This is a genomic window from Mangrovihabitans endophyticus, assembly GCF_014646155.1.
GTDB lineage: Bacteria > Actinomycetota > Actinomycetes > Mycobacteriales > Micromonosporaceae > Actinoplanes > Actinoplanes endophyticus.
In genome coordinates, this window is sequence record NZ_BMMX01000015.1 from 97,858 (window position 1) to 122,287 (window position 24,430).

General features: G+C 70.4%; 24 protein-coding genes. 6 read left to right on the forward strand and 18 right to left on the reverse strand.

Going from position 1 to position 24,430, the window contains the following annotated elements; translation table 11 throughout:
* Positions 1-37 precede the first annotated feature (37 nt).
* From IEY73_RS17825 to IEY73_RS17845, 5 genes are all read right to left on the reverse strand, one after another.
* On the reverse strand, positions 38-565 hold the full coding sequence (locus tag IEY73_RS17825) for an ATP-binding protein (RefSeq protein ID WP_229715922.1): 528 nt from the start codon (positions 563-565) through the stop codon (positions 38-40).
* A gap of 129 nt (positions 566-694) precedes the next feature.
* Positions 695-1,564 carry a hypothetical protein gene (locus IEY73_RS17830; protein WP_189080358.1) on the reverse strand — a complete coding sequence of 290 codons (870 nt, stop codon included), beginning with the start codon at positions 1,562-1,564 and terminating at the stop codon, positions 695-697.
* Between the two features lie 155 nt (positions 1,565-1,719).
* Positions 1,720-3,030 (reverse strand): ABC transporter ATP-binding protein, encoded by a 1,311-nt coding sequence (locus IEY73_RS17835; RefSeq protein ID WP_189080359.1) that lies wholly within the window; start codon positions 3,028-3,030, stop codon positions 1,720-1,722.
* 133 nt (positions 3,031-3,163) lie between these two features.
* Positions 3,164-5,359 carry a bifunctional glycosyltransferase/CDP-glycerol:glycerophosphate glycerophosphotransferase gene (locus IEY73_RS17840; RefSeq protein ID WP_189080360.1) on the reverse strand — a complete coding sequence of 732 codons (2,196 nt, stop codon included), beginning with the start codon at positions 5,357-5,359 and terminating at the stop codon, positions 3,164-3,166.
* A complete protein-coding gene (locus IEY73_RS17845) occupies positions 5,356-7,353 on the reverse strand; it encodes a DUF5941 domain-containing protein (protein WP_189080361.1) in 1,998 nt (665 codons plus the stop codon). The genes IEY73_RS17840 and IEY73_RS17845 overlap by 4 nt, the downstream gene beginning before the upstream one ends.
* Positions 7,354-7,495: 142 nt before the next feature.
* Between IEY73_RS17845 and IEY73_RS17850 the strand changes: the two genes are divergently transcribed.
* Positions 7,496-7,675, forward strand: coding sequence for a PspC domain-containing protein (locus IEY73_RS17850; RefSeq protein WP_189080362.1), 180 nt, complete (start codon positions 7,496-7,498; stop codon positions 7,673-7,675).
* 30 nt (positions 7,676-7,705) lie between these two features.
* On the opposite strand, the gene IEY73_RS17855 is transcribed toward IEY73_RS17850, so the two are convergent.
* The 7 genes from IEY73_RS17855 to pdxH are packed head-to-tail and all read right to left on the reverse strand — an operon-like array spanning position 7,706 to position 13,523.
* Positions 7,706-8,485 carry a DUF4230 domain-containing protein gene (locus IEY73_RS17855; protein WP_189080363.1) on the reverse strand — a complete coding sequence of 260 codons (780 nt, stop codon included), beginning with the start codon at positions 8,483-8,485 and terminating at the stop codon, positions 7,706-7,708.
* A gap of 39 nt (positions 8,486-8,524) precedes the next feature.
* On the reverse strand, positions 8,525-9,691 hold the full coding sequence (locus IEY73_RS17860; protein WP_189080364.1) for an acyl-CoA dehydrogenase family protein: 1,167 nt from the start codon (positions 9,689-9,691) through the stop codon (positions 8,525-8,527).
* Entirely contained in the window at positions 9,688-9,984 is a 297-nt protein-coding gene (locus IEY73_RS17865) for a type II toxin-antitoxin system VapB family antitoxin (RefSeq protein WP_189080365.1), read from the reverse strand. Before IEY73_RS17865 ends, IEY73_RS17860 begins: the two co-directional genes overlap by 4 nt.
* 30 nt (positions 9,985-10,014) lie before the next feature.
* Entirely contained in the window at positions 10,015-10,644 is a 630-nt protein-coding gene (locus IEY73_RS17870) for a nitroreductase family protein (protein WP_189080366.1), read from the reverse strand.
* A gap of 13 nt (positions 10,645-10,657) precedes the next feature.
* Positions 10,658-11,578, reverse strand: a complete 921-nt coding sequence (locus IEY73_RS17875) for an aldose 1-epimerase family protein (RefSeq protein ID WP_189080367.1) — start codon at positions 11,576-11,578, stop codon at positions 10,658-10,660.
* An 11-nt stretch (positions 11,579-11,589) separates the two neighbouring features.
* On the reverse strand, positions 11,590-12,840 hold the full coding sequence (locus IEY73_RS17880; protein WP_189080411.1) for an MFS transporter: 1,251 nt from the start codon (positions 12,838-12,840) through the stop codon (positions 11,590-11,592).
* A 59-nt stretch (positions 12,841-12,899) separates the two neighbouring features.
* Positions 12,900-13,523 (reverse strand): pyridoxamine 5'-phosphate oxidase, encoded by a 624-nt coding sequence (gene pdxH / locus IEY73_RS17885; RefSeq protein ID WP_189080412.1) that lies wholly within the window; start codon positions 13,521-13,523, stop codon positions 12,900-12,902.
* A gap of 208 nt (positions 13,524-13,731) precedes the next feature.
* Between pdxH and IEY73_RS17890 the strand changes: the two genes are divergently transcribed.
* The 4 genes from IEY73_RS17890 (at position 13,732) to sepH (ending at position 18,591) form a co-directional block, all read left to right on the forward strand.
* Positions 13,732-14,832 (forward strand): citrate synthase 2, encoded by a 1,101-nt coding sequence (locus IEY73_RS17890; protein ID WP_189080368.1) that lies wholly within the window; start codon positions 13,732-13,734, stop codon positions 14,830-14,832.
* A 36-nt stretch (positions 14,833-14,868) separates the two neighbouring features.
* On the forward strand, positions 14,869-15,990 hold the full coding sequence (serC, locus tag IEY73_RS17895; protein ID WP_189080369.1) for a phosphoserine transaminase: 1,122 nt from the start codon (positions 14,869-14,871) through the stop codon (positions 15,988-15,990).
* A gap of 97 nt (positions 15,991-16,087) precedes the next feature.
* Positions 16,088-17,350: a pyridoxal phosphate-dependent aminotransferase gene (locus IEY73_RS17900; RefSeq protein ID WP_189080370.1), complete on the forward strand. Its 1,263-nt coding sequence runs from the start codon at positions 16,088-16,090 to the stop codon at positions 17,348-17,350.
* Positions 17,351-17,508: 158 nt separating this feature from the next.
* Complete coding sequence (gene sepH, locus IEY73_RS17905; protein WP_189080371.1) at positions 17,509-18,591, forward strand: septation protein SepH; 1,083 nt, start codon at positions 17,509-17,511, stop codon at positions 18,589-18,591.
* A gap of 15 nt (positions 18,592-18,606) precedes the next feature.
* Here the strand turns inward: sepH and thpR are convergent, their stop codons facing one another.
* The 5 genes from thpR to IEY73_RS17930 form a co-directional block, all read right to left on the reverse strand.
* Entirely contained in the window at positions 18,607-19,092 is a 486-nt protein-coding gene (thpR, locus tag IEY73_RS17910; protein ID WP_189080372.1) for an RNA 2',3'-cyclic phosphodiesterase, read from the reverse strand.
* An 11-nt stretch (positions 19,093-19,103) separates the two neighbouring features.
* The gene (locus IEY73_RS17915; protein WP_189080373.1) at positions 19,104-19,592 is read right to left on the reverse strand and encodes a hypothetical protein; all 489 of its coding nucleotides are present in this window, start codon (positions 19,590-19,592) and stop codon (positions 19,104-19,106) included.
* Positions 19,593-19,687: 95 nt separating this feature from the next.
* Positions 19,688-21,037 carry an MFS transporter gene (locus IEY73_RS17920; protein WP_189080374.1) on the reverse strand — a complete coding sequence of 450 codons (1,350 nt, stop codon included), beginning with the start codon at positions 21,035-21,037 and terminating at the stop codon, positions 19,688-19,690.
* Positions 21,038-21,112: 75 nt separating this feature from the next.
* Positions 21,113-21,562, reverse strand: coding sequence for a MarR family winged helix-turn-helix transcriptional regulator (locus IEY73_RS17925; RefSeq protein ID WP_373292813.1), 450 nt, complete (start codon positions 21,560-21,562; stop codon positions 21,113-21,115).
* 82 nt (positions 21,563-21,644) lie between these two features.
* On the reverse strand, positions 21,645-23,123 hold the full coding sequence (locus tag IEY73_RS17930) for an NCS2 family permease (protein ID WP_189080375.1): 1,479 nt from the start codon (positions 23,121-23,123) through the stop codon (positions 21,645-21,647).
* A 232-nt stretch (positions 23,124-23,355) separates the two neighbouring features.
* On the opposite strand from IEY73_RS17930, the gene IEY73_RS33640 reads away from it, so the two are divergent.
* On the forward strand, positions 23,356-23,565 hold the full coding sequence (locus IEY73_RS33640) for a DUF2530 domain-containing protein (protein WP_229715926.1): 210 nt from the start codon (positions 23,356-23,358) through the stop codon (positions 23,563-23,565).
* A gap of 26 nt (positions 23,566-23,591) precedes the next feature.
* Here IEY73_RS33640 and IEY73_RS17940 read toward each other — a convergent pair whose 3' ends face one another.
* Positions 23,592-24,410: a DUF3027 domain-containing protein gene (locus IEY73_RS17940; protein WP_229715924.1), complete on the reverse strand. Its 819-nt coding sequence runs from the start codon at positions 24,408-24,410 to the stop codon at positions 23,592-23,594.
* Positions 24,411-24,430: the final 20 nt, after the last annotated feature.

A 24,430-nucleotide genomic window follows, 5' to 3' on the forward strand; every position in this document is an offset into this window, starting at 1 on the left:
CCGGCACACTCCGTTTCACCAGCGATTCCCCGAGGTTTCATTCGCCCTTCGCGGGGCCGCTGACCTGGTCAGACGCGCCGTGAGCGGCGGGCAGGGCGATGCGCAGCCCCACCGTCGTGCCGATCGGACCGGTCGCCACCGTGACGTCGTCGCACAATTGGTACGCCAGCCAGATGCCTCGGCCGCCGACCTCGAATGCCTCCGGCACCTCCGGCTGCTGGAGGAAATGCCGCGGAATGCCCGGCCCGGAGTCGGTGACCGCGCACCACACCGAGTCCGGCGTGCGCCACAGCCGAAGGCGGCCGGTGCCACCCGCGTGCAGCACCACGTTGGTGATGACCTCATTCACCGCCAGCACCAGACCATGCAGTTGATCGGCGGTGAGACCGGACGGGCCCAGGCGCGCCTGCACCTCGTGCCGGACCACCGTGATCTCCTCACGCCCGAAGACGCGATCGAACAGGACCGCATCATCGTCGCCGGGGAGGGCGGTCACCGCTGGCTCCCCGGCCGCAGCCGTACGCAGCGATTCAAGGCCCCGCTGCGGACCGTATGTCTCGTCCACCGCCCAGCAGCCTACGCGTAACCGCCCGGAAGCGGCAGTCGCCGGTATGTTGCGACTTTCGATACAAACCCCTCGCGCACCGTCGATCTTGGACAGCAGTTGCCGATCCGGCGGCCATCTCCGGGCGTCTCAAAAGAGGTGTGCGATCGTCCGGAGGATCTCCGCGTAGAAGTTGCCACCGATGTCCCGGTACAGGCCGAACGGCTTGTCCGGACTGCCGAAGAAGGGCCGCAGGGTCCACGCCAACTGTGTGCCCACGAACCCGAAGAGCAGGATCCAGACGTGCAGCAGGGTCATGCTCGGCGGGGTCGCCGGCGAGTGGGGGCGCGGTGCGCCGATCGGGGACATCGGCCGCGCCTGCGGAGCCGAGCCGTCCGCCGAGGTCGCGGCGACGGGCTGCGCCGCCGCCGGCCCGTGTGCGTCGGTCGCGCCCACCGCCGCGGGCACCCGCGCCGGGACTGCGGGCGACACCGGCGCGACGTGTCCGGCTCGGCCCGGTGCCAGCAGGCCGTGCTGGTTGAGCACGCGCATGCCGTCGGTCAGGAACCGCAGGCCGACCAGTGCGGACAACGCCAGGATGGCCACGTTGAGCAGCTTGAAGAACCCGTAATCCGGCGCCGTGATCAGAAAGAACAGGCTGATCGGGGCGAACGCCAGGGCGAGCATCGCGGTCACCGTCAGCGCGACCATGACCAGCGCGAGGGACTGGCGCACCGAGAGCCGTGCCCCGAACACCAGGTTGAAGAGGTAGAGCGTGGGCAGGCAGATGGCGAGGGTGACCAGGAACAGCAGGGGCAGCTTGACCGCTGAGGTGAGGGCCATCAGTACGCTGTGGAACGAACCGAGCACCGCTCCGTAGCAGGCGAGGGCGACCACGGAGCTCATCAGCATGTGGCCGGTCAGTCGGCCCAGCGCTCGGTCTTCGACGACTTGTTGCCACACGCCCTGACGGTCACGCAGGATCCGCTCGATCACCAGAAGCCCGGATGCGTTGGCCATGCCATATCACCCTTTCGCGTCGAGACGTCGCCGACGTGACAAGCGCCGAGACGCAGCACCCGCTCGTCACGCCGGAACGTCACCGTCGATACGCCATCGCACCGACGTCCACGCACGATAAGCCACCGTGTCAACGGTGGTCTATGCGAAAGGGCTTACCGCCAGCCGACGTCGATCCGGTCGCCGCGCTCGTCGAAGAAGTGCAAGGCGTCCATCCGCACCGAGATCGCCAGCGGATGACCGGGCGAGACGGCCGGGTACGGCGCGAGGCGCACCGCGAGTTCGGCCGGTCGACGGTGGTGTCGGCCCGGGTCGCTCAGCACGCTGGTCCGCTCCGGATCACGCCCGTGGCGCACCTTCGTGCCGGTGCCGCCACGCTCCGCTCGCCCGGTCAGGCGTTGCAGCGCACCACCGAAGCGGCGTAGCGCGCCACCCTCAGCGGCGTCATGCACCGCTCCGCCCATCTCGTCGACCACGATGGCGGTCGCCCCGATGTCCAGGAAGGCCAACGACTCGTGGCCGTGATGTTCCAAGTAGCGGATGCGCCCGTGCAGCACGTCGCCCGGGGCGTCCGGCGCGACCGGGGTGAGCGCCTCGGCACGCATGCCGACGACGATGCGCTCGCCGTGATAGTGCGCGACCGCCCGGGCACGGATGTCGTCCCACGGCAGATAGAGCGCCTGCTCACCGAGATTGAGCGCGATGTACCGATCGAGGTGGACGTAGACGCTGGCCTCCAGCAGGTTCATCCGGGGCGCGCCGAGGAAGGCGGCCACATAGAGCGTGGCCGGCCGCCCGTACACCTCGGTCGGCGTGCCCACGTCCTGCAACACCCCCTTGCGGAGGATCGCGACCCGGTCCGCCATGGTCAGCGCCTCGGCCTGATCGTGCGTGACGTACATGGTGGTGACGCCCAGCTCGCGGGTCAGGCCGGTGATCTCCGCGCGCAACTCCGCGCGCAGCCCGCTGTCCAGGTTGGACAGCGGCTCGTCCATCAGGAAGAGGCCCGGCCGGCGGACGATGGCCCGGCCCATGGCCACCCGCTGGCGCTGGCCACCGGAGAGCTGGGCGGGCTTGCGCGCCAGCACGTCCCCGATGCCGAGGGCGCTGGCCACGTCGCCGACCCGCTCCCCGCGCGGCGAGGAGTCGACGCCGGAGAGTTTGAGCGGGAAGCCGATGTTCTCGCCGACCGTCATGTGCGGGTAGAGCGCGAAGTCCTGGAACACCATGGCGATGCTGCGATCCCGCGGCGCCAGATTGAGCACCGGTTCGCCATTGAGTAGAATGTCCCCACTCGTCGGGTCCTCCAAGCCGGCGATCATGCGCAGGATCGTCGACTTGCCGCAGCCGGAAGGCCCGAGCAGCACCATGAACTCGCCGTCGTTGACGTCGACGCTCACCCGGTCGACCGCAGTCGTCCCGTCCGGCCAGATCTTGGTGACGTCCTTGATAGCGACGGTGGACACCGTCCGACCTCCTGCCCGGCGAGCTGCGGCGATCCGGGCCCCACGACGGTCCGCGATCGTCGCTTACTGTCGTCGTACCCATCGACGCTTAGCCATCGGGTAAACGTTCCATTTGCCGACAGTGACGTCGCGGTTACTTGCCGCTGCGATCGCTTGCCGTTTCGTTCAGGAACACCCGACGGACCACACGCTCGGCGGCCCCGCCGTCGTCGAGATAGCAGAAGCGCGCGCGGAACGCCGTACGCGCGGAGGTGGCCGCGTCCGAGGCGTACGCACCGCTGGACAGAATGTCGATCAGCTCGCCTTCCGTGGTGGCCACCGCCCCCGGCGGGGTCTCCATCAGGTCGAAGTAGACGCCGCGCAGCTCCCGGTAGACCGGCCAGTCCGGGGCATAGATGACCACCGGCCGGTCGAGGACCGCATAGTCGAACATCGCCGACGAGTAGTCGGTGATCAGCAGGTCCGCGGCGAGGTAGAGATCCTCCACCGCCGGATGCGCCGAGACGTCGACGATCCGCCCGTGCCCCGGCGGCGACGAGAGCCCACCCGCGGGCACGTGGAAGTAGTGCGCCCGGACCAGCAACACGGTGTCCGGACCGAGCCGCTCGGCCAGGTGATCGACGTCGAGCAGCGGGTCGTCGACGGCGCGCCAGTCCCGGTGCGTCGGCGCGTAGAGCACCACCCGCATCCGCTGGTCCAGACCCAGCTCGTCGCGGATCCGCACGGATTCGTCCGGGGCGGCGGTCGCCAGGCGGTCGTTGCGTGGATAACCGACTTCGAGCGTCCGGTAGCCGCACGGGTAGGCCCGCTCCCAGGCGACGGTGGTATGCGCGTTCGCGGTGACGCTGAAGTCCCACCGATCGGCCCGCTGCATCTGCGCGACCAGATCGGCGCTCCGCCGGCCGGCCGAGTGGTCGAGCTGATCCAAGCCCATCTTCTTCAGCGGCGTGCCGTGATGCGTCATCACGTGCATGGTCCCCGGCCGCTTGCGCAGCCACTGCGGCCAGTTGACGTTGTTCACCATCCACCGGGCGCGGGCGACGGCGCGGTAGTACTGGCGCGTACCGGCCACCACGTAGTCGGTGCCCGGCGGCAGAGCGCGGACACGCGACCGGGAGACCACCCAGACGCGACGCATCCCGGGCACCAGTTCCTCGGCCTTGGCCGCGACCGCAGCCGGATTGCACGCCACGCCGCGATACCAGTACGCGGCGAAGAGCGCGAGATCCGGATCCACCGGACGCCGCAACTGCGCGAGGTAGTAAAGGCGGAGCAGCCCGTGCTCGACGCGCCGGAGGGTACGGCGCCCGTATCGCACCGCCCGCTTCGCCGTGCGCCGGGCATCGGTGCGCAGTTTGGTGCTCAGATCGAAGGCGCGGTATCGGCGGTACGACCCGCGGCCCACCAGCCGGTGTCGGACGCCCTGCCCGCCGTCCGGCTCGTCATACCCGCCGGGCGGCGCGAACTGTCGGTATGCGTCGTGCATGCGCGCGAAGAACCGGCGCCGGGACCGGTACGGCACCCGGTTGGCGTTGCGCAGCACCATCAGGTAATGCCAGATCATCCGGCGGAACAGCGGAGGCCGCAGCGCTTCGGCGCGGTCCGGCGAGTACTCGTCGATCAGTGCGAACGCGTGCGCCCAATGGTCGAAGATCTCGAAGTGCCGATCGTCGATGGTGCGCGTGATCGCGCCTGAGCGTCGCTGCCGATAGTGCACGCACGTGCGCGGCAGGCCACTGATCCGGCTCGCCGCGACGAGCACCGGGTAGGTGAACGAGACGTCCTCGTACCAGCCCTGCTCGAACCGGAACCCCAGCTTGGTCAGCAGATCCCGGCGCACGATCTTGTTCCAGGCGACATGCAGCACGTTGACGATCCGCGGCCATTCCTGCGCGGTGAACGTCTCCGGCGCGCCGGGCAGCACCGTGGCGGCCGACCCGGCCACCACGCGACCGTCCCAGTGCACCCGGTCAAAGCCCACCACCAGCACGTCGGCCTCGGTGGCGCGCAACCGGTTCGCCACGGCGGCGAGGGCGCCGTGCGCCATCCAGTCGTCGCTGTCCAGGAACCAGACGTACTCCCCGACCGCCTCGTCGAGCCCGGCGTTGCGGGCGCGGCCGAGGCCGACGTTCTCCGGCATGGTGACGACCCGCACGCGCGAGTCCCGTTGCGCGTACTCGGCGAGAATCGCGCCGCTGTAATCCGGTGAGCAGTCGTCGACCGCCACCACTTCGAAATCGGTGAACGACTGTCCGAGCAGCGAATCCAGGCACTGACGCAGGTATGCCTGGACCTTGTAGACCGGCAACACGATGCTGATCGCGGTCATCGGCCACCGGCCCCGCTCAGCGCCGCCGTCGCACCGGCCGGGCGGACCGGACCGGCACGGTGTGCGGCGACGGCGGCGTGCAGGAAGGCACCGCCGACGAGGACCGCCATGAGCAGCTCACCCGGCGTGGCCAGGCCCAGCATGGCAAAGATCAGGAGCACGACGACACGGCCCTCCCAGCCGAAAACCGAGCCGCGACCATCGGCCGCGGGCGCGCTCTTCTCCATCCGCGCCGTCACATCGTAGTGGCGCAGGGCCAACGTGAAGAGGAGGAGGAACGTCACCGGCGGCGGCACCGCGGCGACCAGCGCAACGGCCACCACGAGCAGGTACTCCGCCGCGCGCAGGGCGGCCGGTACCAGCCAGTCCAGCGGACCGTCGTGCCGAACGCCTGCCGACAGGCCCGCGGCCAGCGTGAGCAGCCCGACGACGAGCAACGGCCAGCCCGCGACGCCCGGCAGCACCAGCGGCACGGTGACGTCTCCGGAGATCCAGATACCCCATGCTTCGCCGTGCTCCAGCGCGCCGGCGAGCAGGGCGACCACCAGCGCGAGGGCGGCCACGGCGGCGAACGCGGACAGCAGCAGCGGTCGTGGCAGCCGAGCGCGGCTCGTCAGGCGTCGCGTCGCAAGCCCGTCGTCCCGGTGCCGCGCCGTGTCGACCGTGTGCAGCACACCGACGCGCATCGACATCGACCGCAGCGAGCGCAGGGCCAGCGTGTATGCCGCCGCGAGCAGCCCGCAGACCACCACCGCGGCCAGCGCCACCCGCCCGTCGAACAACGCGGCCAGCACGGCCAGCAGCGCCCAGCGTTCCCCGATGGGGAACACCACGATCCGCTTCAGCCAGTACGCCGCCGAGCCGCTGTCCGACTGCACGCGGTTGGACGCGGCGGTGAGCCGGGCGCCGACGCCGCCCGCCGCGGCGGTCGCGGGCTTCGCCCGGGTGGCCGCCTCGTCGTGCAGGGCGCCGTACCACGCGTCGGTCATGTGGCGCACGGTCTGCAGCAGCATCGCGGTGATGGCCAGCGGCCACGCGTACGGCAGCCCGATCCGTTCCGCGCCCGCCGCCAAGCCGGCGTAGACCGCGTACTCCTTGGCCCGGTCGGCCATGGTGTCCAGCCATCCGCCGAAGGCGTCGAAGCGGCGGCTGTACCGGGCCAGTTGCCCGTCCACGCAGTCCAGCACGAAACCGAGGTAGAGCAGGATCGCGCCGAGGATCATCGCCGGCCGGGACGCCTGCCAGAACGCCGCCGCCGCGGCCACGGCGAACCCGATGGAGACCACGGTGACCTGGCTCGGGGACAGACCCCACCGGGCACACCATTTGGTCACGTGTGGCGACCAGCTACTCACCGCGTACGTGGTGAAGAAGTCGTCCTTCTCCTTGACCGCCAGGCGCAGCCGCGCGGCGTCCTCGTCCACCGTCGCCACCACCGCCCGCGCCGCCGCCAACTCGCCGGGCGCATGCACCCGCTCGGCATGCAGCAGGCGCACGCGGCTGGCGACCGGGCTCACGCCGGCGTCGAGCAGCGCCGCCAGCACCGCATCCGGGGTGTCCGGAGGGCCGGGGGCGGCGGCCGGCATCCGCTCCAACACCGCGAGGTCACCGGGGGCCACGCACAACGCACCGGCGAACCGGGCGCCGGCACCGGCCGACCCGGACACCAGCAGACCACGGTCCTCCCGCAGCCCACCATCCGGATCGGCGACCACCAGGGCGGCCGTGCGACCGGACGGCTCGGTGGCCAGCGTCCGCACCAGGCTGGGATGGGCCACCAGGTTGTCGGCGCAGATCAACAGGGACTCGCCCGTCTCGCGGGCCCGCCGGGCGACGTCGCTCATGAGGGCTGCCGTGTCGCCGTCGCCGCGATCCCGTTCGACCGTGGTGGCGCCTGCGGCGCGCAACGCGGCGGTGAGATCGTCGGCAAGCCCGGCGGCGTCGGTCCGATCGAGGGCGTTCCCGGTGCTGGCGCAGAGGACGGCCAGACTCACCGGAGCATCACCGCTTGCCTCCTCGTCACCGCCGGCATGGTGATCCGGCGGAAGCTAGGGCACCAAGTCGGGCACAGGTTAACAGCGCGCCGTGTGCGGGTATCGGTCCCCCTCACAGGCCCCGAACAAGGAGTTGACCGACGTGAATCACCTGTCCCGCCCGCGCAACGACCGCTGGATCGCCGGAGTCTGCTCCGGCCTGGGCCGGCGGTTCGGCCTGGCGCCCAACATCGTGCGCCTGCTCTTCGTGTTGTCGTGCCTGCTCCCCGGCCCCCAGGTGGTGATCTACCTGGTGCTGTGGCTGATCATGCCCAACGAGTGAACTTTCCACGTGGCGAAGCCGGTTCGGTGATCATGGATTGCCGAAGGTGACGGTGACCGAGGTGTAGCCGAGGCGGGCCAGGAGACTCTCCAGCATCTTCTGGGTGTTCTCCCTGGCCCGGGCGTCCAGCCCGCTGCTCCGCGCCGCCTCGGTGATCCGCTTCTGTGCCTCCTGATAGACCCGCTGCTGCTGGTTCGGATCGTCGCGGAACGCGTCACCGATGCGGTTGAGCAGGCCCCGCTCCTCTGCCACCACATAGCTCTTGCTCATGTCCAGCGACGCCTGGCTCAGCTCGGGTGCGGGCAGCTCGATCCGCACGGTCTTCTTCTCCTCGTCCACCACGAGCGCGCCGTCGGTCAGCGACCCGAAGTCGACGTAGGCCTCGACGGTGCCCGAGCCGACGAACAGGGTCCGCTGGTTCAGCAGGAAGTCCGGCACGTTCTCCTTGTTCTGCTGGAGATCGACGATGACCTGGAAGGTGCCGTCGGCCGCGACGTAGCGACTCAGGTCGCGCATCGACTGCAGCAGCACCGGCTGGCTGCGGTCGGTCTCCTTGTCGGCGAACGGGTTGTCGAAGGACGGCAGCACGTTCGTCGCGCGCAGACCCAGACAGACGGCCACCATCAGGGCGAACACCACGCCGAAGAAGATCAGCACCCGCGCCAGCACGCTGGTGCGACGCGGCGCCTCGGCGGCCGGTGTGTCGTCGGTCGCCTCGGGCACGGCAGGGTATTGCCTGGTCGGCTCGTCGGCGGCGTCCGTGTCCAGGGCGTCCCGGTCCGTTGATTCCGTGTCCGGTGAGTGGGCCATGGTTCCACGGTACGGAAGGGGTGCGACACTCGCGACCGCTCAGCCTCCGAACGCGTCGATGCCGGTCAGTTTCTGACCCAGCACGAGCTGGTGGATCTCCGACGTTCCCTCGTACGTGAGCACGCTCTCCAGGTTGTTGGCGTGCCGCATCACCGGGTATTCGCCGCTGATGCCGTTCGCGCCGAGAATCGTCCGGCACTGCCGGGCGATCGCCAGTGCCTCCCGCACGTTGTTCAGCTTGCCGGCGCTGACCTGCTCGGGGCGCAGCCCCACGGCGTCGTGCCGACGACCCAGGTGCATCGCCAACAGATAGCCTTTCTGCAGCTCAAGAGCCATGTCGGCGAGCTTCGCCTGGGTGAGCTGGAACCCGGCCAGCGGCCGCCCGAACTGCTCCCGGCTGGTGGCGTAGTCGATCGCGGTGTGCAGGCACTCCCGGGCCGCGCCCAGCGCGCCCCAGACGATGCCGAATCGCGCCTCGGTCAGGCATGACAACGGCGCCTTCAGCCCGCGCGCCTCGGTCAGCCGGGCGTCATCACCCAGCCGCACGCCGTCCAGCACGATCTCGCCGGTGGACGACGCGCGCAAGGACATCTTCTGCTTGATCTCGCGGGCGCTGAAGCCCGGCGTGGACGTGGGCACCGCGAACCCGGTGACGCCCTCGTCGGTGCGCGCCCAGATCACCGCGACGTCCGCCGCCGGCGCGTTGGTGATCCACAGCTTGCCACCGTCGAGCACCCAGTCATCGCCGTCGCGACGGGCACGGGTGGCCATGTGCGCCGGGTCCGAACCATGGTCCGGCTCGGTCAGGCCGAAGCAGCCGATCAGTTCACCGGTGGCCATGCCGGGCAGCCAGCGCTGTTTCTGCTCCTCGGTGCCGAATCGCCAGATCGCGTACATGGCCAGCGAGCCCTGCACGCTGACCAGCGATCGCACACCCGAGTCGGCCGCTTCCAACTCCATGCAGGCCAGGCCGTACGAGACCGCCGAGGCACCCGCGCAGCCGTAGCCGGTGAGGTGCATGCCGAGCAGGCCGAGCTTGCCGAACTCGACGGCGAGATCGCGCACCGGCACCTCGCCGCGCTCGTACCACCCGGCGACGTGCGGCCGCACCCGGTCGTCGGCCACCCGCCGGACCACCTCGCGGATGTCCCGTTCCTCGTCGGAGAGCAGCTCGTCCAGGTCGAGCAGGTCAAGGGGAGCGGTCATCCGGTCACCACCAGGACTCGGGCGTGGATCTGGTTGCGCTGTTGCAGGGCGGCGCGCAGCGCGCGGTGCAGGCCGTCCTCCAGATAGAGCGCGCCCTGATATTCCACGACGTGCGGGAACAGGTCTCCGTAGAAGGTGGAGTCCTCGGCCAGAAGCTTGTCGAGCGCGAGCTCCCGCTTGGTGGTGATCAGATCGGCCAAGCGGATCGGGCGCGGTGGGATCTCCGCCCACATCTTCAGGGTGGTGTGGTGCTCGGGGTATGGCGCTCCGTCCCGGACCGCTTTGAAGATCACGCCGATGCGCCCCTTTCCATCCCGCTCCCGTTACCCGCTCCACCGGCCATGATGCACCACTTCGTCTATCGGGCGGCGGCCACGGCTCAGTGACGGTGACCTCTTGTCTGGTGCACGGTAGCCGACCGTGAGCGCACCGATCGGGGAGAACTCCTCCGGAACCCCGAACGCGGCCTTGAACGCGCCGATCGCGGTCGCCGGCAGGCCGAAGAAGCACGAGCCGAGGCCACGGTCGACGGCGGTCAGGTGCATCAGCAACGCGGCGAAGCCGGTGTCGATGTCCCAGTACGGCACCGGCCACCGCGCCTCGTCCCGATCCGTCCAGCCCTTGTCCGGTTCCGCGTACCGGCCCAGATAGGCCGACTTGTTGGACAACGCGACGATGATCAGCGGAGCGGTCCGCATCCGCTGCAACCAGCCGCCTCGCCACTCCCGATCGGCCGCGGCATCGCCGCGATCGGCCTCGGTCGTCACCGACCAGTAACGCTCCCGGTCCGCCCGGTCCGTCAGCACCAGGAAGGCCCATCCCTGGGCGAATCCGGCGGACGGGGCGCGCTGGGCGTGCGCCAGGATCGTCCGTACGATCTCCGTCGGCACCGGCCGGTCCGGATCGTAGCTACGCACCATCCGACGGCGGCGCACCACCTCGTCGAACTCCATCAGCGCCGGTCTTTCACGGCCGCACGCCCCAGGAGGCGCTCCACGTCTGCCCGGGTACCAGAACGATCAGGTCGCGACCGGAGCGAAACGCGTCCGGCGGGCAGGTCATCGGCTCGATGGCCACCGACCGCCGGTGTCGCTCACCGCGCAGCGTGTCCCCGGTGAAGACCTGCCACCACTTGAAGTTCTGGTCGCCCCAGACGGTGACGCCGGTCTGGCCGGCCGGGTCCGTGATGGTGACCGTGGTGATGCCGTCGGCGTCGTGCTCCACATCGCCGAACGTGGTGTCCAGGACCGCCTCGCCGATGCGGCGCGGCTCGGTGAAGTCGTACTCCGTGCCGGTCACCTTGACCGCGCCGATCGGCAGCAGGCGGGCGTCCGCCAGGATCCTGCTGCGGCCGGGCACCCGCAGCAGGATGTCGTCCACCGCCACGCCGGGGAGCTGGAGGTAGGGGTGGACCGAATAACCCCAGGGCGCGTTCGCGTCCCCGGTGTTGGTGACCTCCTGGTCGCAGCGCAGCCCGCCGGGGCCGACGCTCCACCGCGTGCGCAGCGTCAGCGGCCACGGGTAGCCCACCTGCGCGGGCAGGTCGAACTCCAGCGTGACGGCGTCGTCCGCGCGCTCCGCCAGCCGCCAGCGCGACCAGTTCGTCAGGCCGTGCAGCGCGTTGTGCCGCTCGGGCTCGGTCAGCGCGAGCTGGTAGGGATGCCCCTCAAACGTGTATTGCCCGTCCCGGATCCGGTTGGGCCACGGAGCCAGGATCTGCCCGGCCGAGGCGGGCGACAGCTCGTCGGCCGCGAACCCGTCCAGGATCTCCCGGTCACCGGCGGCGTAGCTGCGCAGCACGCCGCCGACCTCCACCACCACGGCCCGATGCCCGTCGGCTTCGATGGCCCATTGCATCCCGGACTTCGCGGGAACCACGCTCGTCATGGCCCCCGACCTTAGCCGGTGGCCGGCGGGTCGCCGGGCGGACGGTAGCGCAGCAGCGCGGGAAAGAGCAGTGCCAGGCCCACGGCCAGGCCGGCCGCGGCGAATCCACCGCCGACCCAGGACGCGGTCGGTCCGGTCAGGTCCGCGGTAGCGCCGGCTCGCAGGTCGCCCAGCCGGGGACCGCCGGCCACCACCACGGTGAACACGCCCTGCAGCCGGCCGCGCAACCGGTCCGGCGCGTACGTCTGCAGGATCGACTGCCGGTAGACCGCGCTGACCAGGTCCGCCGCGCCCCCGACGGCGAGCAGCAGCACCATCAGCCAGAGCTGCCGCGCGAAACCGGCGAAGCCGACCGCCACCCCCCAACCGATCACCGCGACCACCAGGGCGACGCCCTGCCGCCGGATGCGCCCGATCCATCCCGAGGTGAGACCGCCGATCATGGAGCCGATGGCGATCGCGCTGAACAGCCAGCCGACCGCGGAGCCACCGCCGAACCGTTCCGCCGCCACTTCCGGGAACAACGCCCGCGGCATCGCCAGCACCATGGCGATGATGTCCACCGCGAAGGACAGCAGCAGCACCGGCTGGGTGGACAGGAAGCGCAGGCCGTCCGCGATCCCCCGGAGACCCGCGGTGGGGCGGGGTGCGGCGGTGTCGTGGTGCAGCGGCGGAATGGCCGGCAGTCGATATGTCGCCCAGAACGAGATGGTGAACAGGGCGGCGTCCACCGCGTACGCGACGGTGACGCCGGAGCCCTGGCCCCAGACGGAGAAGACCAGGCCGGCGGCGAGCGGGCCGAGCACCCCGCCGGCCGTGGTGGTCGTGTAGGCAAGCGTGTTGGCGGCGGGCACCAACCGCGTGGGCACGATCCGCGGGATGATCGCCTGGCGTGCCGGGGAGCTCACCGCGAAGCCCGCGGACTGCACCGCGGTCAGCGCCAGCAGCAGCGCCGGACTGCGCACCCCGGCCACCGCCTGCACCAGCAGGCCGACGGTGGACAGCCAGGCCAGCGTCGAGCTGGCGAGCAGCAGACGACGCCGGTCCACGACGTCCGCGGCGGCGCCGCCCCACAGGCCGAAGATGAGCAGCGGCACCAGGCCGGCCACGCCGAGCAGGCCCACCCAGCCGGACGAGCGGGTGATGGCGAACATCTCCACCGGCACCGCGACCGAGGTGAATTGGAAGCCGAAGAACGAGACGCCGTTGCCGATCCACATCCGCCGGTACGCGACCCCGCGCAACGGGCGGATGTCGATCATCCAGCCGCGCCGCGTAGTCGACTCGACCACGCGCTCGGTGGCCTCCACGGGCTCCTGACTCACGGAGCGAGCCGCTCGACGACCCACTCCCCGTCGCCGCGCCGGTAGCGCAGCCGGTCGTGCAGGCGGCTCGCGCGTCCCTGCCAGAACTCCACCGCCTCGGGCACTACCCGCAACCCGCCCCAGTGCGGTGGAACCGGGACGTCGGCGTCGGCGAAGCGTTGCTCGGCCGCCGCGAGGCCGTCCTCGACGGCGGCCCGGTCCGGCACCACCTGGGACTGCGGGCTGGCCCAGGCGCCGAGCTGCGACCCGCGCGGACGAGACGCGAAATAGACCTCGGTCTGCGCGCGCGACACCCTCTCCACGGTCCCCGTCACGATCACCTGACGCTGCATGGCGAACCAGGGGAACAGCAGGCTGGCAGACGGATTGGCGAGCGCCTCCCGGCCCTTGCGCGACTCGTAGTTGGTGAAGAACACGAACCCGTCGGCGTCGTACGCCTTGAGCAGCACGGTCCGCGTGGAGGGCCGCCCCGCCACGGTGGCCGTCGCCACCACCATCGCGTTCGGCTCCGGCAGCCCCGCCTGCCGCGCCTGCGCGAACCAGGCGTCGAACTGGGTGATCGGATCGGCGGCGAGGTCGATCTCGCGCAGGCCCGCCCGCTCGGAGTACTCGCGCCGCATACCGGCCAGATCGGGACTCACGCGCTCTCCTGTCTCACACATCGAACGCAACGACCCTAAGTCGCCCCCGGCGAAGCGTCCGGTCGGTAAGGATGAGGTGTCGCGGAGAGCACATCCGAGGCGGCTCGCCGCGATATCGGCCGGCGGGCAAGATGAGACCCTTACGGCTTTCCATGTGCAAGGCCTTTTACCGCATAAAGGGGCGACCATGTCCGACTTCAAGCCCGGGCTTGAAGGCGTCATCGCCTTCGAGACCGAGATCGCCGAACCCGACAAGGCCGGTGGTGCGCTGCGCTACCGAGGCGTGGACATCGAGGATTTGATCGGCCAGGTTTCCTTCGGGAACGTCTGGGCGCTGCTGGTGGACGGGCGCTTCGGCCCCGGTCTGCCACCGGCCGAGCCGTTCCCGGTCCCGGTGCACTCCGGCGACATCCGCGTCGACGTGCAGTCGGCGGTCGCCATGCTGGCGCCCTACTGGGGCCTGTCCCAGCTTCTCGACATCTCCGACGAGCAGGTGCGCAGCGACTTGGCGCGGGTGTCGGTGACCGCGCTGTCCTTCGTCGCCCAGGCGGCCCGTGGCCTCGGCCTGCCGGCCGTGCCGCAGAAGGATATCGACAGGGCGCAGACCGTGGTCGAGCGTTTCATGAAGCGATGGCGCGGCGAACCCGATCCGCGGCACATCAAGGCGGTGGACGCCTACTTCATCTCCGCTGCCGAGCACGGGATGAACGCGTCCACGTTCACCAGCCGGATCGTGGCGTCCACCGGCGCCGACGCGGCGGCCTGCATCTCGTCCGGCATCGGCGCGCTGTCCGGGCCGCTGCACGGTGGCGCACCGTCGCGCGTGCTGCACATGATCGAAGGAGTCGAGCGCAGCGGCGACGCCGAGGCGTACGTGAAGGGGGTGCTGGACCGCGGCGAACGGCTGATGGGCTTCGGGCATCGGGTCTACCGTGCCGAGGATCCGCGCGCCCGGGTGCTCCGGCGCACCGCGAAGGAACTGGGCGCGCCGCGCTTCGAGGTGGCCGAGGCGCTGGAACGCGCCGCGCTGGCCGAGTTGCACGCCCGTAAGCCGGACCGGGTGCTGGCCACCAACGTGGAGTTCTGGTCCGCGGTGGTGCTCGACTTCGCCGAGGTGCCGGCGCACATGTTCACCTCCATGTTCACCTGCGCGCGGGTGGCCGGCTGGAGTGCGCACATCCTGGAGCAGAAGAAATTGGGTCGCATCGTGCGGCCGTCGGCGCGTTATGTGGGACCTGCCCCACGCAAACCGCACGAGGTCGAGGGCTGGGAGCGGCTCGGCGCATAATGCCTCTCAGGCCCTGGCACCGATGGAAGGACACGCATGGCTGACGGCATCCGCATCCCCGACGAGATCCGGCCCGTGGACGGACGATTCGGTTCCGGTCCGAGCAAGGTCCGCCCCGAGGGTGTCGATGCGTTGTCCGCCGTCTCCCGGACGTACATGGGCACCTCGCATCGGCAGCGCACGGTGAAGGACCAGGTCGCCCGGCTGCGCCGGAGCCTGGCCGAGTTCTTCGCCGTGCCCGACGGCTACGAGGTGGTGCTGTCCAACGGCGGCACCAGCGCCTTCTGGGACGCTGCCGCCTTCGGCCTGATCCGCGACAAGGCCCAGTTCGCCGAGTTCGGCGAGTTCGGCGCCAAATTCGCCAAGGCGGCAACCGACGCGCCGTTCCTGGCCGACCCGACGGTGCATCGCGCGCCCGGCGGTCAGGCCGCCCACCTGCGCGCGGAGCCGGGCGTCGACGTCTACGCGAGCGTGCAGAACGAGACGTCCACCGGTGTTTCGGTGCCGGTCCGCCGGGTGGCCGGGGCGGACGAGGGCGCCCTGCTGCTCACCGACGCCACCTCCGGCGGCGGCAGCCTGGACGTCGACCTGCGCGAGACCGACGTCTACTACCTCGCCCCGCAGAAGGCTCTCGGCTCGGACGGCGGCATCTGGCTGGCGCTCATGTCACCGGCCGCGATCGAGCGAGCCTTCGAGATCAAGGGCGGCGGGCGTTACATTCCGCAGTTCCTGGACCTGGTCACCGCCATCGAGCAGTCGCGGCTGGATCAGACGTACAACACGCCCGCGCTGGCCACGGTGTTCTTGGCGGCCGAGCAGTTGGAGTGGATGAACGCGCAGGGCGGCCTCGGGTGGGCCACCAAGCGATGCGCGGAGAGCGCGGCGGCGATCTACGGCTGGGCGGACCGCAGCGCGTACGCGACCCCGTTCGTGGTGGATCCGGGCCTGCGTTCGAACGCGGTGGCCACCATCGACTTCGCGGCCGGGGTGGACGCGGCGGCGGTCGCCAAGGTGCTGCGCGCCAACGGCATCGTGGACACCGAGCCGTACCGCAAGCTGGGCCGCAACCAGTTGCGGGTGGCGCTGTACCCCACGGTCGACCCCTCGGACGTGGAGGCGCTGACCGCCTGCATCGACTACGTGGTGCCACGCCTGTAAGGCCGGCACGCCCGGCGGGCCCGCGCCCCCCGGTGAACCGATGCGCCCGTGCGCCCGTACTGACGGTCGGCGATGACACGAACCGGAAGGGACGCGCATGGCGGACATCCTGCACCGGGGGGCGCACAGCGCTTCCTATTTCGACCTGACCCGATCCATGGGCCCGGACGCGGACATCGTCGACTTCTGCATCCCGTGCAACCCCTACTTCCCCACCCCGGCGATGTTCGAGGAGCTGTCCCGCAACCTGAAGGACATCCTGAAGTACTACCCGAGCGACGCCGCCACCATCACCGCGAAGCTGGCCAGCGTCCTCGGACTGCACCCGCAGACCGTGGCCATGGCCAACGGCTCCACCGAGCTCATCACGTGGATCGATCACCTGCTCATCACCAGCAGCGTGGCGATCCCGATCCCGACCTTCGGGCGGTGGACCGACCAGCCGTTGGAGACCGGCAAGCGGGTGGACATGTTCCCCCTGCAGGAACGCGACGGCTTCCGACTGGACCTGGACGAATACGTGCGGTTCATCCGGGACCGCGGATCGCGGGTGGCGGTGGTGTGCAACGTCAACAACCCGGACGGCGGCTACCTGGCCCGCCGGGACGTGATCCGGTTCATGGACGACCTGAGCGACCTGGATCTCGTGGTGATCGACGAGTCTTTCATCGACTTCTCGGACGCCGAGCCGTACCCCTCGGTCGGCCCGGACGCGGTGATCCGGCCGAACGCGGTGGTGCTCAAGAGCCTGGGCAAGAACTTCGGGCTGCACGGCATCCGGTTCGGTTATCTGCTGGCCAATCCGGCCATCGCCGGCCGCATCGCCAAGGCGCTGCCGAAGTGGAACCTGAACTCGCTGGCCGAGAAGGTCGTCTACATGATCTCCGAGCACGCCGGCGAGTACGCGGAGAGTCTGCGCCTGCTCAGCCGGGACCGCCGGGACATGGCCGACGAGTTGTCCCGTGTGCCGGGCCTGACGGTGTTCCCGTCGCAGGGCAACTTTCTGCTGGTCAAGCTCCCGCCAGGCTGGTCCGGCGTGGCGTTGCGCGACTTCCTGGTCGCCACGCACGGCGTCTATACCCGCGAATGCGGCAACAAGCTGGGCATGACCAGCCAGTTCATGCGCATGGTGGTGCGCCCGGCGGCGGACGTGGACCGGCTGATCGACGGCATGCGCGACTATGCGGCGCGGCTGCGCGGACCGGGCGTCTATGAGCAGCAGGCCTACGAACCGGCCGAGCTGACCGCGGACGCCGGATACGACCGTCGATGGACCATCGACGATAATCCGGACAATCTGGTGCGTTATTCGTCGCAGCGCACCACCGAGTACACCGGCCGCCGGGCCCTGGTGCGCTGACCCTCACGGAGACCAGAAGATCATCACCGCAGCTCAATGGAGTTCGACGGCGTGGCATACCCCCATCGAGTGACCGGGGCGCGTACCGTGTTCCGAAACGCGCCCGGGTAGCGAACTCTCGGGAGCACAGGCCAGATAGACACCTACGGAGGCAACGCATGCGGCCGGTACGCTTCGTCGCCCTCTCCGAGGACGGTCAGGCCATGGTGCTCGCCGATGAGGTCGGACGGCTTCTGGCCCTCCCGATCGACGATCGCGTCAACGGGGCGTTGCACCACGACGGCCACGCGCCGTCCGGCTCGGCCACGAGCGTCGCGGTCGCCGCGCCCGGCGACACCATGGCGTCGCTGTCCCCACGCGACATCCAAGCCCGGATCCGGTCCGGGGAGACCGCCGAGGACGTGGCCCGAGTGGCCGGCGTCCCGGTCGACCGGGTGCTGCGCTATGCGGGACCGGTGCTCCAGGAGCGGGCCATGCTCGCGCAGCACGCCCGGCGCACCAGACTGAAGACCTCCGACTCCGGCGCGCCGCTGGCCGAGGTGGTGGACAGCCGCCTCGCCCAGCACGGCATCGACGCCGAGAAGATCTCCTGGGACGCCTATCGCCGCGACGACGGGACCTGGCGCATCGTCGCCACCTGGCCCTCCGGCAAGGCCACCGCCCAGGCGATGTGGGACCTGGACAAGGGACGCCAGGTCGTGTCGCCGCATGACGACATGGCGCAATACCTGTGCGCCGAGCGTCCCACGCAGATTCTCGGCCAGGAGCCCGCGCCGGATCGCAGCGGCCACGGCCTGCCCGGCCCGGTGCGCGGCAACGAGCCGACGCGCGGAGGGCATGGCCTGCCCGCCGCCGCGAAGCAGGAGGGGCCGCGCCCGTCCCGCGAGCGGGACCCGATCCGCGCCGGCCGGGATGCCCTCCTCGCCGGCCTGGACCGCCCGCTGGGTGGCCAGGGTGGCCGCGGCCTGGAACCGGCAGCGTCGGACCGTCGGCCGGTGGCCGGAGGTGCTGCCGGCATGCTCGGCGGCGCCGGATCCGCCTTCGACGACGACGCCGACCAGCCCAAGGAGGTCCCGGCGGTGCCGTCGCTCGCGGTGCTGCGGCCACGCCGCGCCGCGGGGCAGACCCCGCAGGGCGAGCAGCAGGACAGTGCCGCCTCCGAGGCCAAGCCGCGCAAGCGCCTTCCGAGCTGGGATGACGTCCTGTTCGGCGGCGGTCCGGCGGCACGCGAGTCGTCCTGACGGAACCCGCCCTGGTCAGCCCGCGAACGGAAACGTCCGCAGCGGGCGGTAACCGCTGCGGCTCAGCACCAGGGTGAACCCGTCGGCTCGCCACCGCGGCCCCGCATAGTCACGCAGCGCTTCGGCGGCCACCGCACCCCGCGCGTACGAGATCGTGACGTGCGGGGTGAATGGACGCTTGTCACCCGCAAGGCCCAACGCCGCCCGGACATCGCCGTGCAGGGCACGCAGGCCGTCCAGATCGCCGTGCAGACCGGCCCACTGCACCGTGCGCCGAAAGTCCCCACCGCCGGCGACGCGCAGGCCGATCGGGTCCCGCGACGGCACGGTGTCGAGCGCCGACTCGACACCCGCGAGCCGATCGTCCGGAACCTCACCGAGGAAGGTCATGGTGACGTGCCACCGGTCGGCCGGCACCAGGGCGGCGGGCACGTGCGCGAGCCGTCGGCCCAGGTCGTCCCGGACGTCGGAGGGGAGGAACAGAGCCACGAACAGGCGCACGCCGACAAAGGCTACGGCCAGGGTGTCTCCCGGCGCACGTCCAGGCCCGCGGACTCCAGCTTCCCTTCGATTCGGATCCGCTCGATGGCACGGTCCATGCCGACGAGGTCGTCCAGATGCTCGGCGATGCCCAGGCAGTGGCACGCCAACTGGAGGCGATGGTCGTACGCCCGAAGAACGGCGGCGAGCCACCGCTCGGAGCCGCAGGCCGTGCCGGAACAGCGCTGCCGATCCAGGCGGCGCAGGCCGACTGAGAGCCGACCTAAGTCCGGCACCGTCTCACCGCTCCCGGCGGCGACCGGCACGGCCGGCGCACGGGCGGGATCCCACATCAACTCGAGGTCACGCAGAGCAGCGGCGTGCGGATGCAGTTGGTGGCGCAGGGCAAGCGTGGTGGCACGGGCATGCTTGCGCCGGTCGTGGGCCGATTTCGCGGCGACCACCGCGCACGGCGCGCCCGCCAGCGCCGCCGCGAGCACAGCGATGTGCAAGATGGCCATTCGCTGACGCTAAGCCCTCGTTCAAACGAAGACCATGCCTTTCGGCCTATCCGACAGTGCCATCTCACGCCCCGCATCGGTGGGTACAGGGACGGTTACGCCGCGCGACCGACGCGACCGGATGCGTCCGGATTCGCCCCCCGTTCCGGCTCTTCCAGGTGCACCTCCCGCGCCGCCAGCCCGGCCAGACCGAAGCGCGGACGCGGCCGCAGCGTCACCGTCAGTCGGTCGCCGGCGCTACGCAACTGCCAGACCAAGGCCGCCACACCGCCGACCAGACAGACCGCGCCGGCAGCCCAGAGGCTGGACGGCACCCCGAACCGCTCACCCCACCAGCCGGCCAGCGACGCGCCCAGCGGCGTGGTGCCCAGGAAGACGAGCACATAGAGGGCCATCACCCGTCCGCGGTACGCGGTCTCCACGCCCATCTGCACCCGCTGGTTCGCCGCCTGCGCCAGGTAGATGGAGAAGAACCCGGTGGGCACCAGCAGCGCCATGGCCACCACGAAGGTGGGCGCGAACCCCACTGCCACCTCCAGGACGCCGAACGCGATGGCCGAGACGACCACCACGTACGGGGAAGGCCGATCCCGCCGTCCGCTGCCCGCCAGCGCGCCGGCCAGCGCACCGACCGCGAGGGAGGTGGTCAGCAGTCCGAACGTGGAGGGACCGGCCCCAAAGTTGATCTTCGCGAGGGCGGCGAGGGTGACCGGGAAGTTGAACCCGATCATGCCGACCACCGCCATCAGCAGGATCGGCAGCAACAGGTCGGTCCGCTTGCCGACATATCGCAGGCCGTCGGCGATGCGGGTGTCCGCAGCACCCGGCCGGGCAGCGGACCGGCGCAGCTCGTCCGTGCGCATCGCCAGATAGGTCACGACCGGCGCGACGGACAGGGCGGTGGCGATCAGGAAGACCGGCCCGGTGTCGAACAGCGCCAGCGCCACCCCGGCCGCCGCCGGGCCGCCGATCCGGGCGGTGTTGAACGTCGCCGCGGACAGCGCCAGCGCGTTGGGCAGCAGCGACATCTCGACCAGCTCGGACACGAACGCCTGGCGCACCGGAGTCTCGATGGCGTTCGCGATGCCCAGCAGCCCGGCGAACAGGAAGACGTGCCACAACTGCGCCACGCCGGCGGCCACCAGCAGCGCGAAGAGGATCGACGTGGCGGCGAACGCAGCATTGGCAACCATCAGCAGCTTGCGCTTGTCATACCGATCGGCCAGCTTGCCACCGAGAAGCGTGAGCAGCAGCATCGGCAGGAACTGCAGCGAGGTCACGATGCCGAGCGCACCGGGCGAGTTGCCGGACAGGTCGAGCACCAGCCAGTCCTGCGCGGTGAACATCATCCAGACGCCGAGCAGCTTCACCAGTTGGCCGACCGCGAACAGCCGGTAGTTGCGGATCCGAAAGGATCGGAAGGTCGTGCTCAGCACTGCCCGCACTCGGGTTGGCCCCCTTGAGTCGTACGCGTCATCGTCGCGTGACGGAACGACTCCCGCCGAGCGGCGGCCCCCGCTCTAGGCTCGCGCGACCTGCTGCAGGATCTCCGCCGCCCGCGCCAACGTGCTGCGTTCGTCCGGGCTGAGGTTCGCCAACTGCTGCGCCAACCACTCGTTGCGCGCCCGCTCGAACTGGGCGTACACCGTCCGCCCCTGCTCGGTCGGCGCCAGGATGACCTGACGCCGATCGGTGGGATGCGGAGTGCGGGCGACGAGGCCACGGTCCTCCAGCTTGCCGACGATCTTGGTCATCGTCGGCGGTTGCACCCGTTCCACATCGGCCAGCTCACGCGGAGTCAGCGCCCCTGCCAACTGCAGGCTGGTCAGGGCGGACAACTGACTGAAGGTGAGATCGCCGACCGGGCGGGCCTGGCGGACGCGCCGGTTGAGCCGGGTGATGGCATCACGCAACGTCCGGGCCAGCACCTCGGCCGTCTCGCGCTCCGCCGTCACCGACTGCTCCATCACAGTAGTTAGCTTAGCTAATGATCCGCCGTCGCGGCACATGACAGCCGTATGACAGCCATCACCACACCCGGCGCGCCGGGGCTCACAGCAGCACGCTCTCCAGCGGGCCACGCAGGAAGTACAGCACGAACAGCACGGCCACGCCGTACATCAGCGGATGCACCTGCTTCGGCTTGCCAACCGCGAGCTTGATCAATACGTACGCGATGACGCCCGCACCGATCCCGTTGGAGATCGAGTAGGTGAACGGCATCAGCGTGATGGTGAGGAAGGCCGGTACGGCGATCTCAAGGTCGGTCCAGTCGATCTGCCGGACGGCCGTCATCATCAGGAACCCGACCACCACCAGGGCCGTCGACGCCGCCTCGAACGGCACCACGGTGACCAGCGGCGCGAGGAACATGGCCAGCAGGAAGAGCACGCCGGTGACCAGGTTGGCCACACCCGTACGAGCGCCCTCGGCGACACCGGAGGCACTTTCGATGTAGGACGTGTTGCTGGAGACGCTGGCGGCGCCGCCAGCCGCCGCGGCCACCGAGTCGACCAGCAGGATCTCGCGGGTACGCGGCGGCATCCCCTCGGCGTCCAGCAGGCCGCCCTCCTGCCCGACCGCGACCATGGTGCCCATGGTGTCGAAGAAGTCCGTGATCAGCAGCGTGAAGACGAACATCAGCACCACCAGCCAGCCGGCCCGGCTCCACGAATCGAGGATGTTGAACTTGCCGAGCAGCGAGAGGTCCGGCGTGCCGACGATCTGGTCCGGCAGCGCGGGCACGTTCAGCGACCAGCCCTGCGGGTTCGGCTTGCCGTCGACCACCGACGGACCGATGTGACCGATCGCCTCGACGATGATCGCGAACACCGTGGTGGCCAGGATGCCGATCAGGATCGCGCCGCGGACGCGCCGCACGAACAGCACGATGGTCAGCAGCAGACCGAGCACGAACACCAGTGCGGGCCAACTGTTCAGCGCACCGCCGATGCCGAGCTCGACGGGCACCGTGGTGCCCGAGGCATCCGGGATCCGGCGCACGAATCCGGCATCGACCAGCCCGATGATCATGAGGAACAGACCGATGCCAACGCCGATCGCCGTCTTCAACTGCGTCGGCACGGCATGGAACACCGCCGACCGCAGCCCGGTGAGCACCAGAACCGCGATCACCACACCCTCGATCACCACCAGGCCCATCGCGTCCGCCCAGGTCATCTCCGGCGCGATCTCGTACGCGACCAGGGCGTTCACCCCCAGACCAGCGGCCAGCGCGAGCGGGAAGCGGGCGACCACGCCCATCAGCAGGGTCATCAGCCCGGCGATGAACGCGGTCCCCGCAGCGAGCGCAGCGATCGGCAACGTGCCACCCACCGCGTCCACGCCCGCGGCGAGGATCAGCGGGTTGAGCACCACGATGTAGGCCATCGTGAAGAATGTGGCGAAACCACCGCGAATCTCCCGGCTCATCGTTGATCCGCGAGCGGAGATTTCGAAATATCGGTCGAAACCGTTCCTGGGCGCGCCGGGCGAGGAGGCGACGGACGCGTCGGCAGGGGCTGTGGACATGCGCGGCCTTCCGTTCACTGCAAAGTCGGTCCGGAGATCGTCGCAGACGGCTGAGCTGCACAAAAGATCGATTCTGTTACATCCGTCGCGGGCGCGCGGCGTGCACCGCGGCAGACGTAGGCTGATCACCGTGGCAGAACTGTCCCCCGCCCAGCGCGCCGCCGATCCGTCGAGCGAGACCGCGGGTGTGCCCCCCGCGGCACGACCGCGCGTGGAACCGCTCGACCCGCCGATGGTGCCCTTCGCCGTGGCCGGCATGGCCGGGTTCGCCGTGGCCGGCGTGGTGATGCTGCTCGCCGGCGCGCGCGACAGCTATCTGTGGACGTGCCTGGCCGGGTTCCTCTGGGGCATCCCCGGGCTGCTCACCATGCTCCGGCACGACGCCAACCGGCGACGTCGCAGGGCGCTGACACACCCGTCGTTCACCGTCGACCCGGACTGACCGCGCCAGCCCCTGGCCGGCCGCGGTCAGGAGTGGCCGTAGCCCTCCTCGGGCTCGCCGGCCTCCACCGACCCGTGCGCGCGGCTCACCGCGACCGACTCGACCTCGCTGTCGTCGTAGACCGTCGGCAACTCCTCCACCGGCGTCTCCGGGCTGCTCAGCAACACCTCGGAGTGAGCGCCGCAACCATGGTCGGCGCTCACCGCGCGGGCGTCGTCCGGGGCGTACAGGTTGCCGCAGACCCCGAACATCCCGCGCATCGAACCCGCCAGCGGCAGGTAGAAACCGCAGGTGCCGCACCGGGCCTTACGCGGAGCCCCGGCGGAGATGGCGGCCTGCGGGCCGGAATCTCCGTCGTACCACCGCTGGGCGGTCTCCATCCGCCCTTCCTGGCTCATCACCCGGGCCCGCCCGAGGCCCAGTTCCCACGAGACCTCCTCGACCGCGGCGTCGTCGCTCAGCACGTAGCCGGGCGCCAGCCGGTCGTCGTCCGGGTCGGTCGGCATCAGATCGCCCACGCCGAGATCGCCCGGCTGCAGCCGCTCGTTCCACGGCAGCCACCCCGGCGCCATCAGGGCGTCCGGGCCGGGCAACAGCACCGTCTCGCAGACGGTCACCCGCCGGGCACGCGGCGCCCGGGTGACCGTCACCGCCCACCGCCATCCGAGGTAACCCGCCAGGTGGCTGGCGAAGAAATGGGTGACCAGGCGGTCGCCCTCGGCGATGGCTTCGAGGTGCTCCCCGATGTCCGCCGGATCCACTTCGGTGATGCCTTCCCTGGCCACATCGACGGCATCGGCGCATGCCTGATCGAGGCGGGGGGCACGGGCGGTCCTCGTCGTCACGAAGACCATTGTTGCTCACC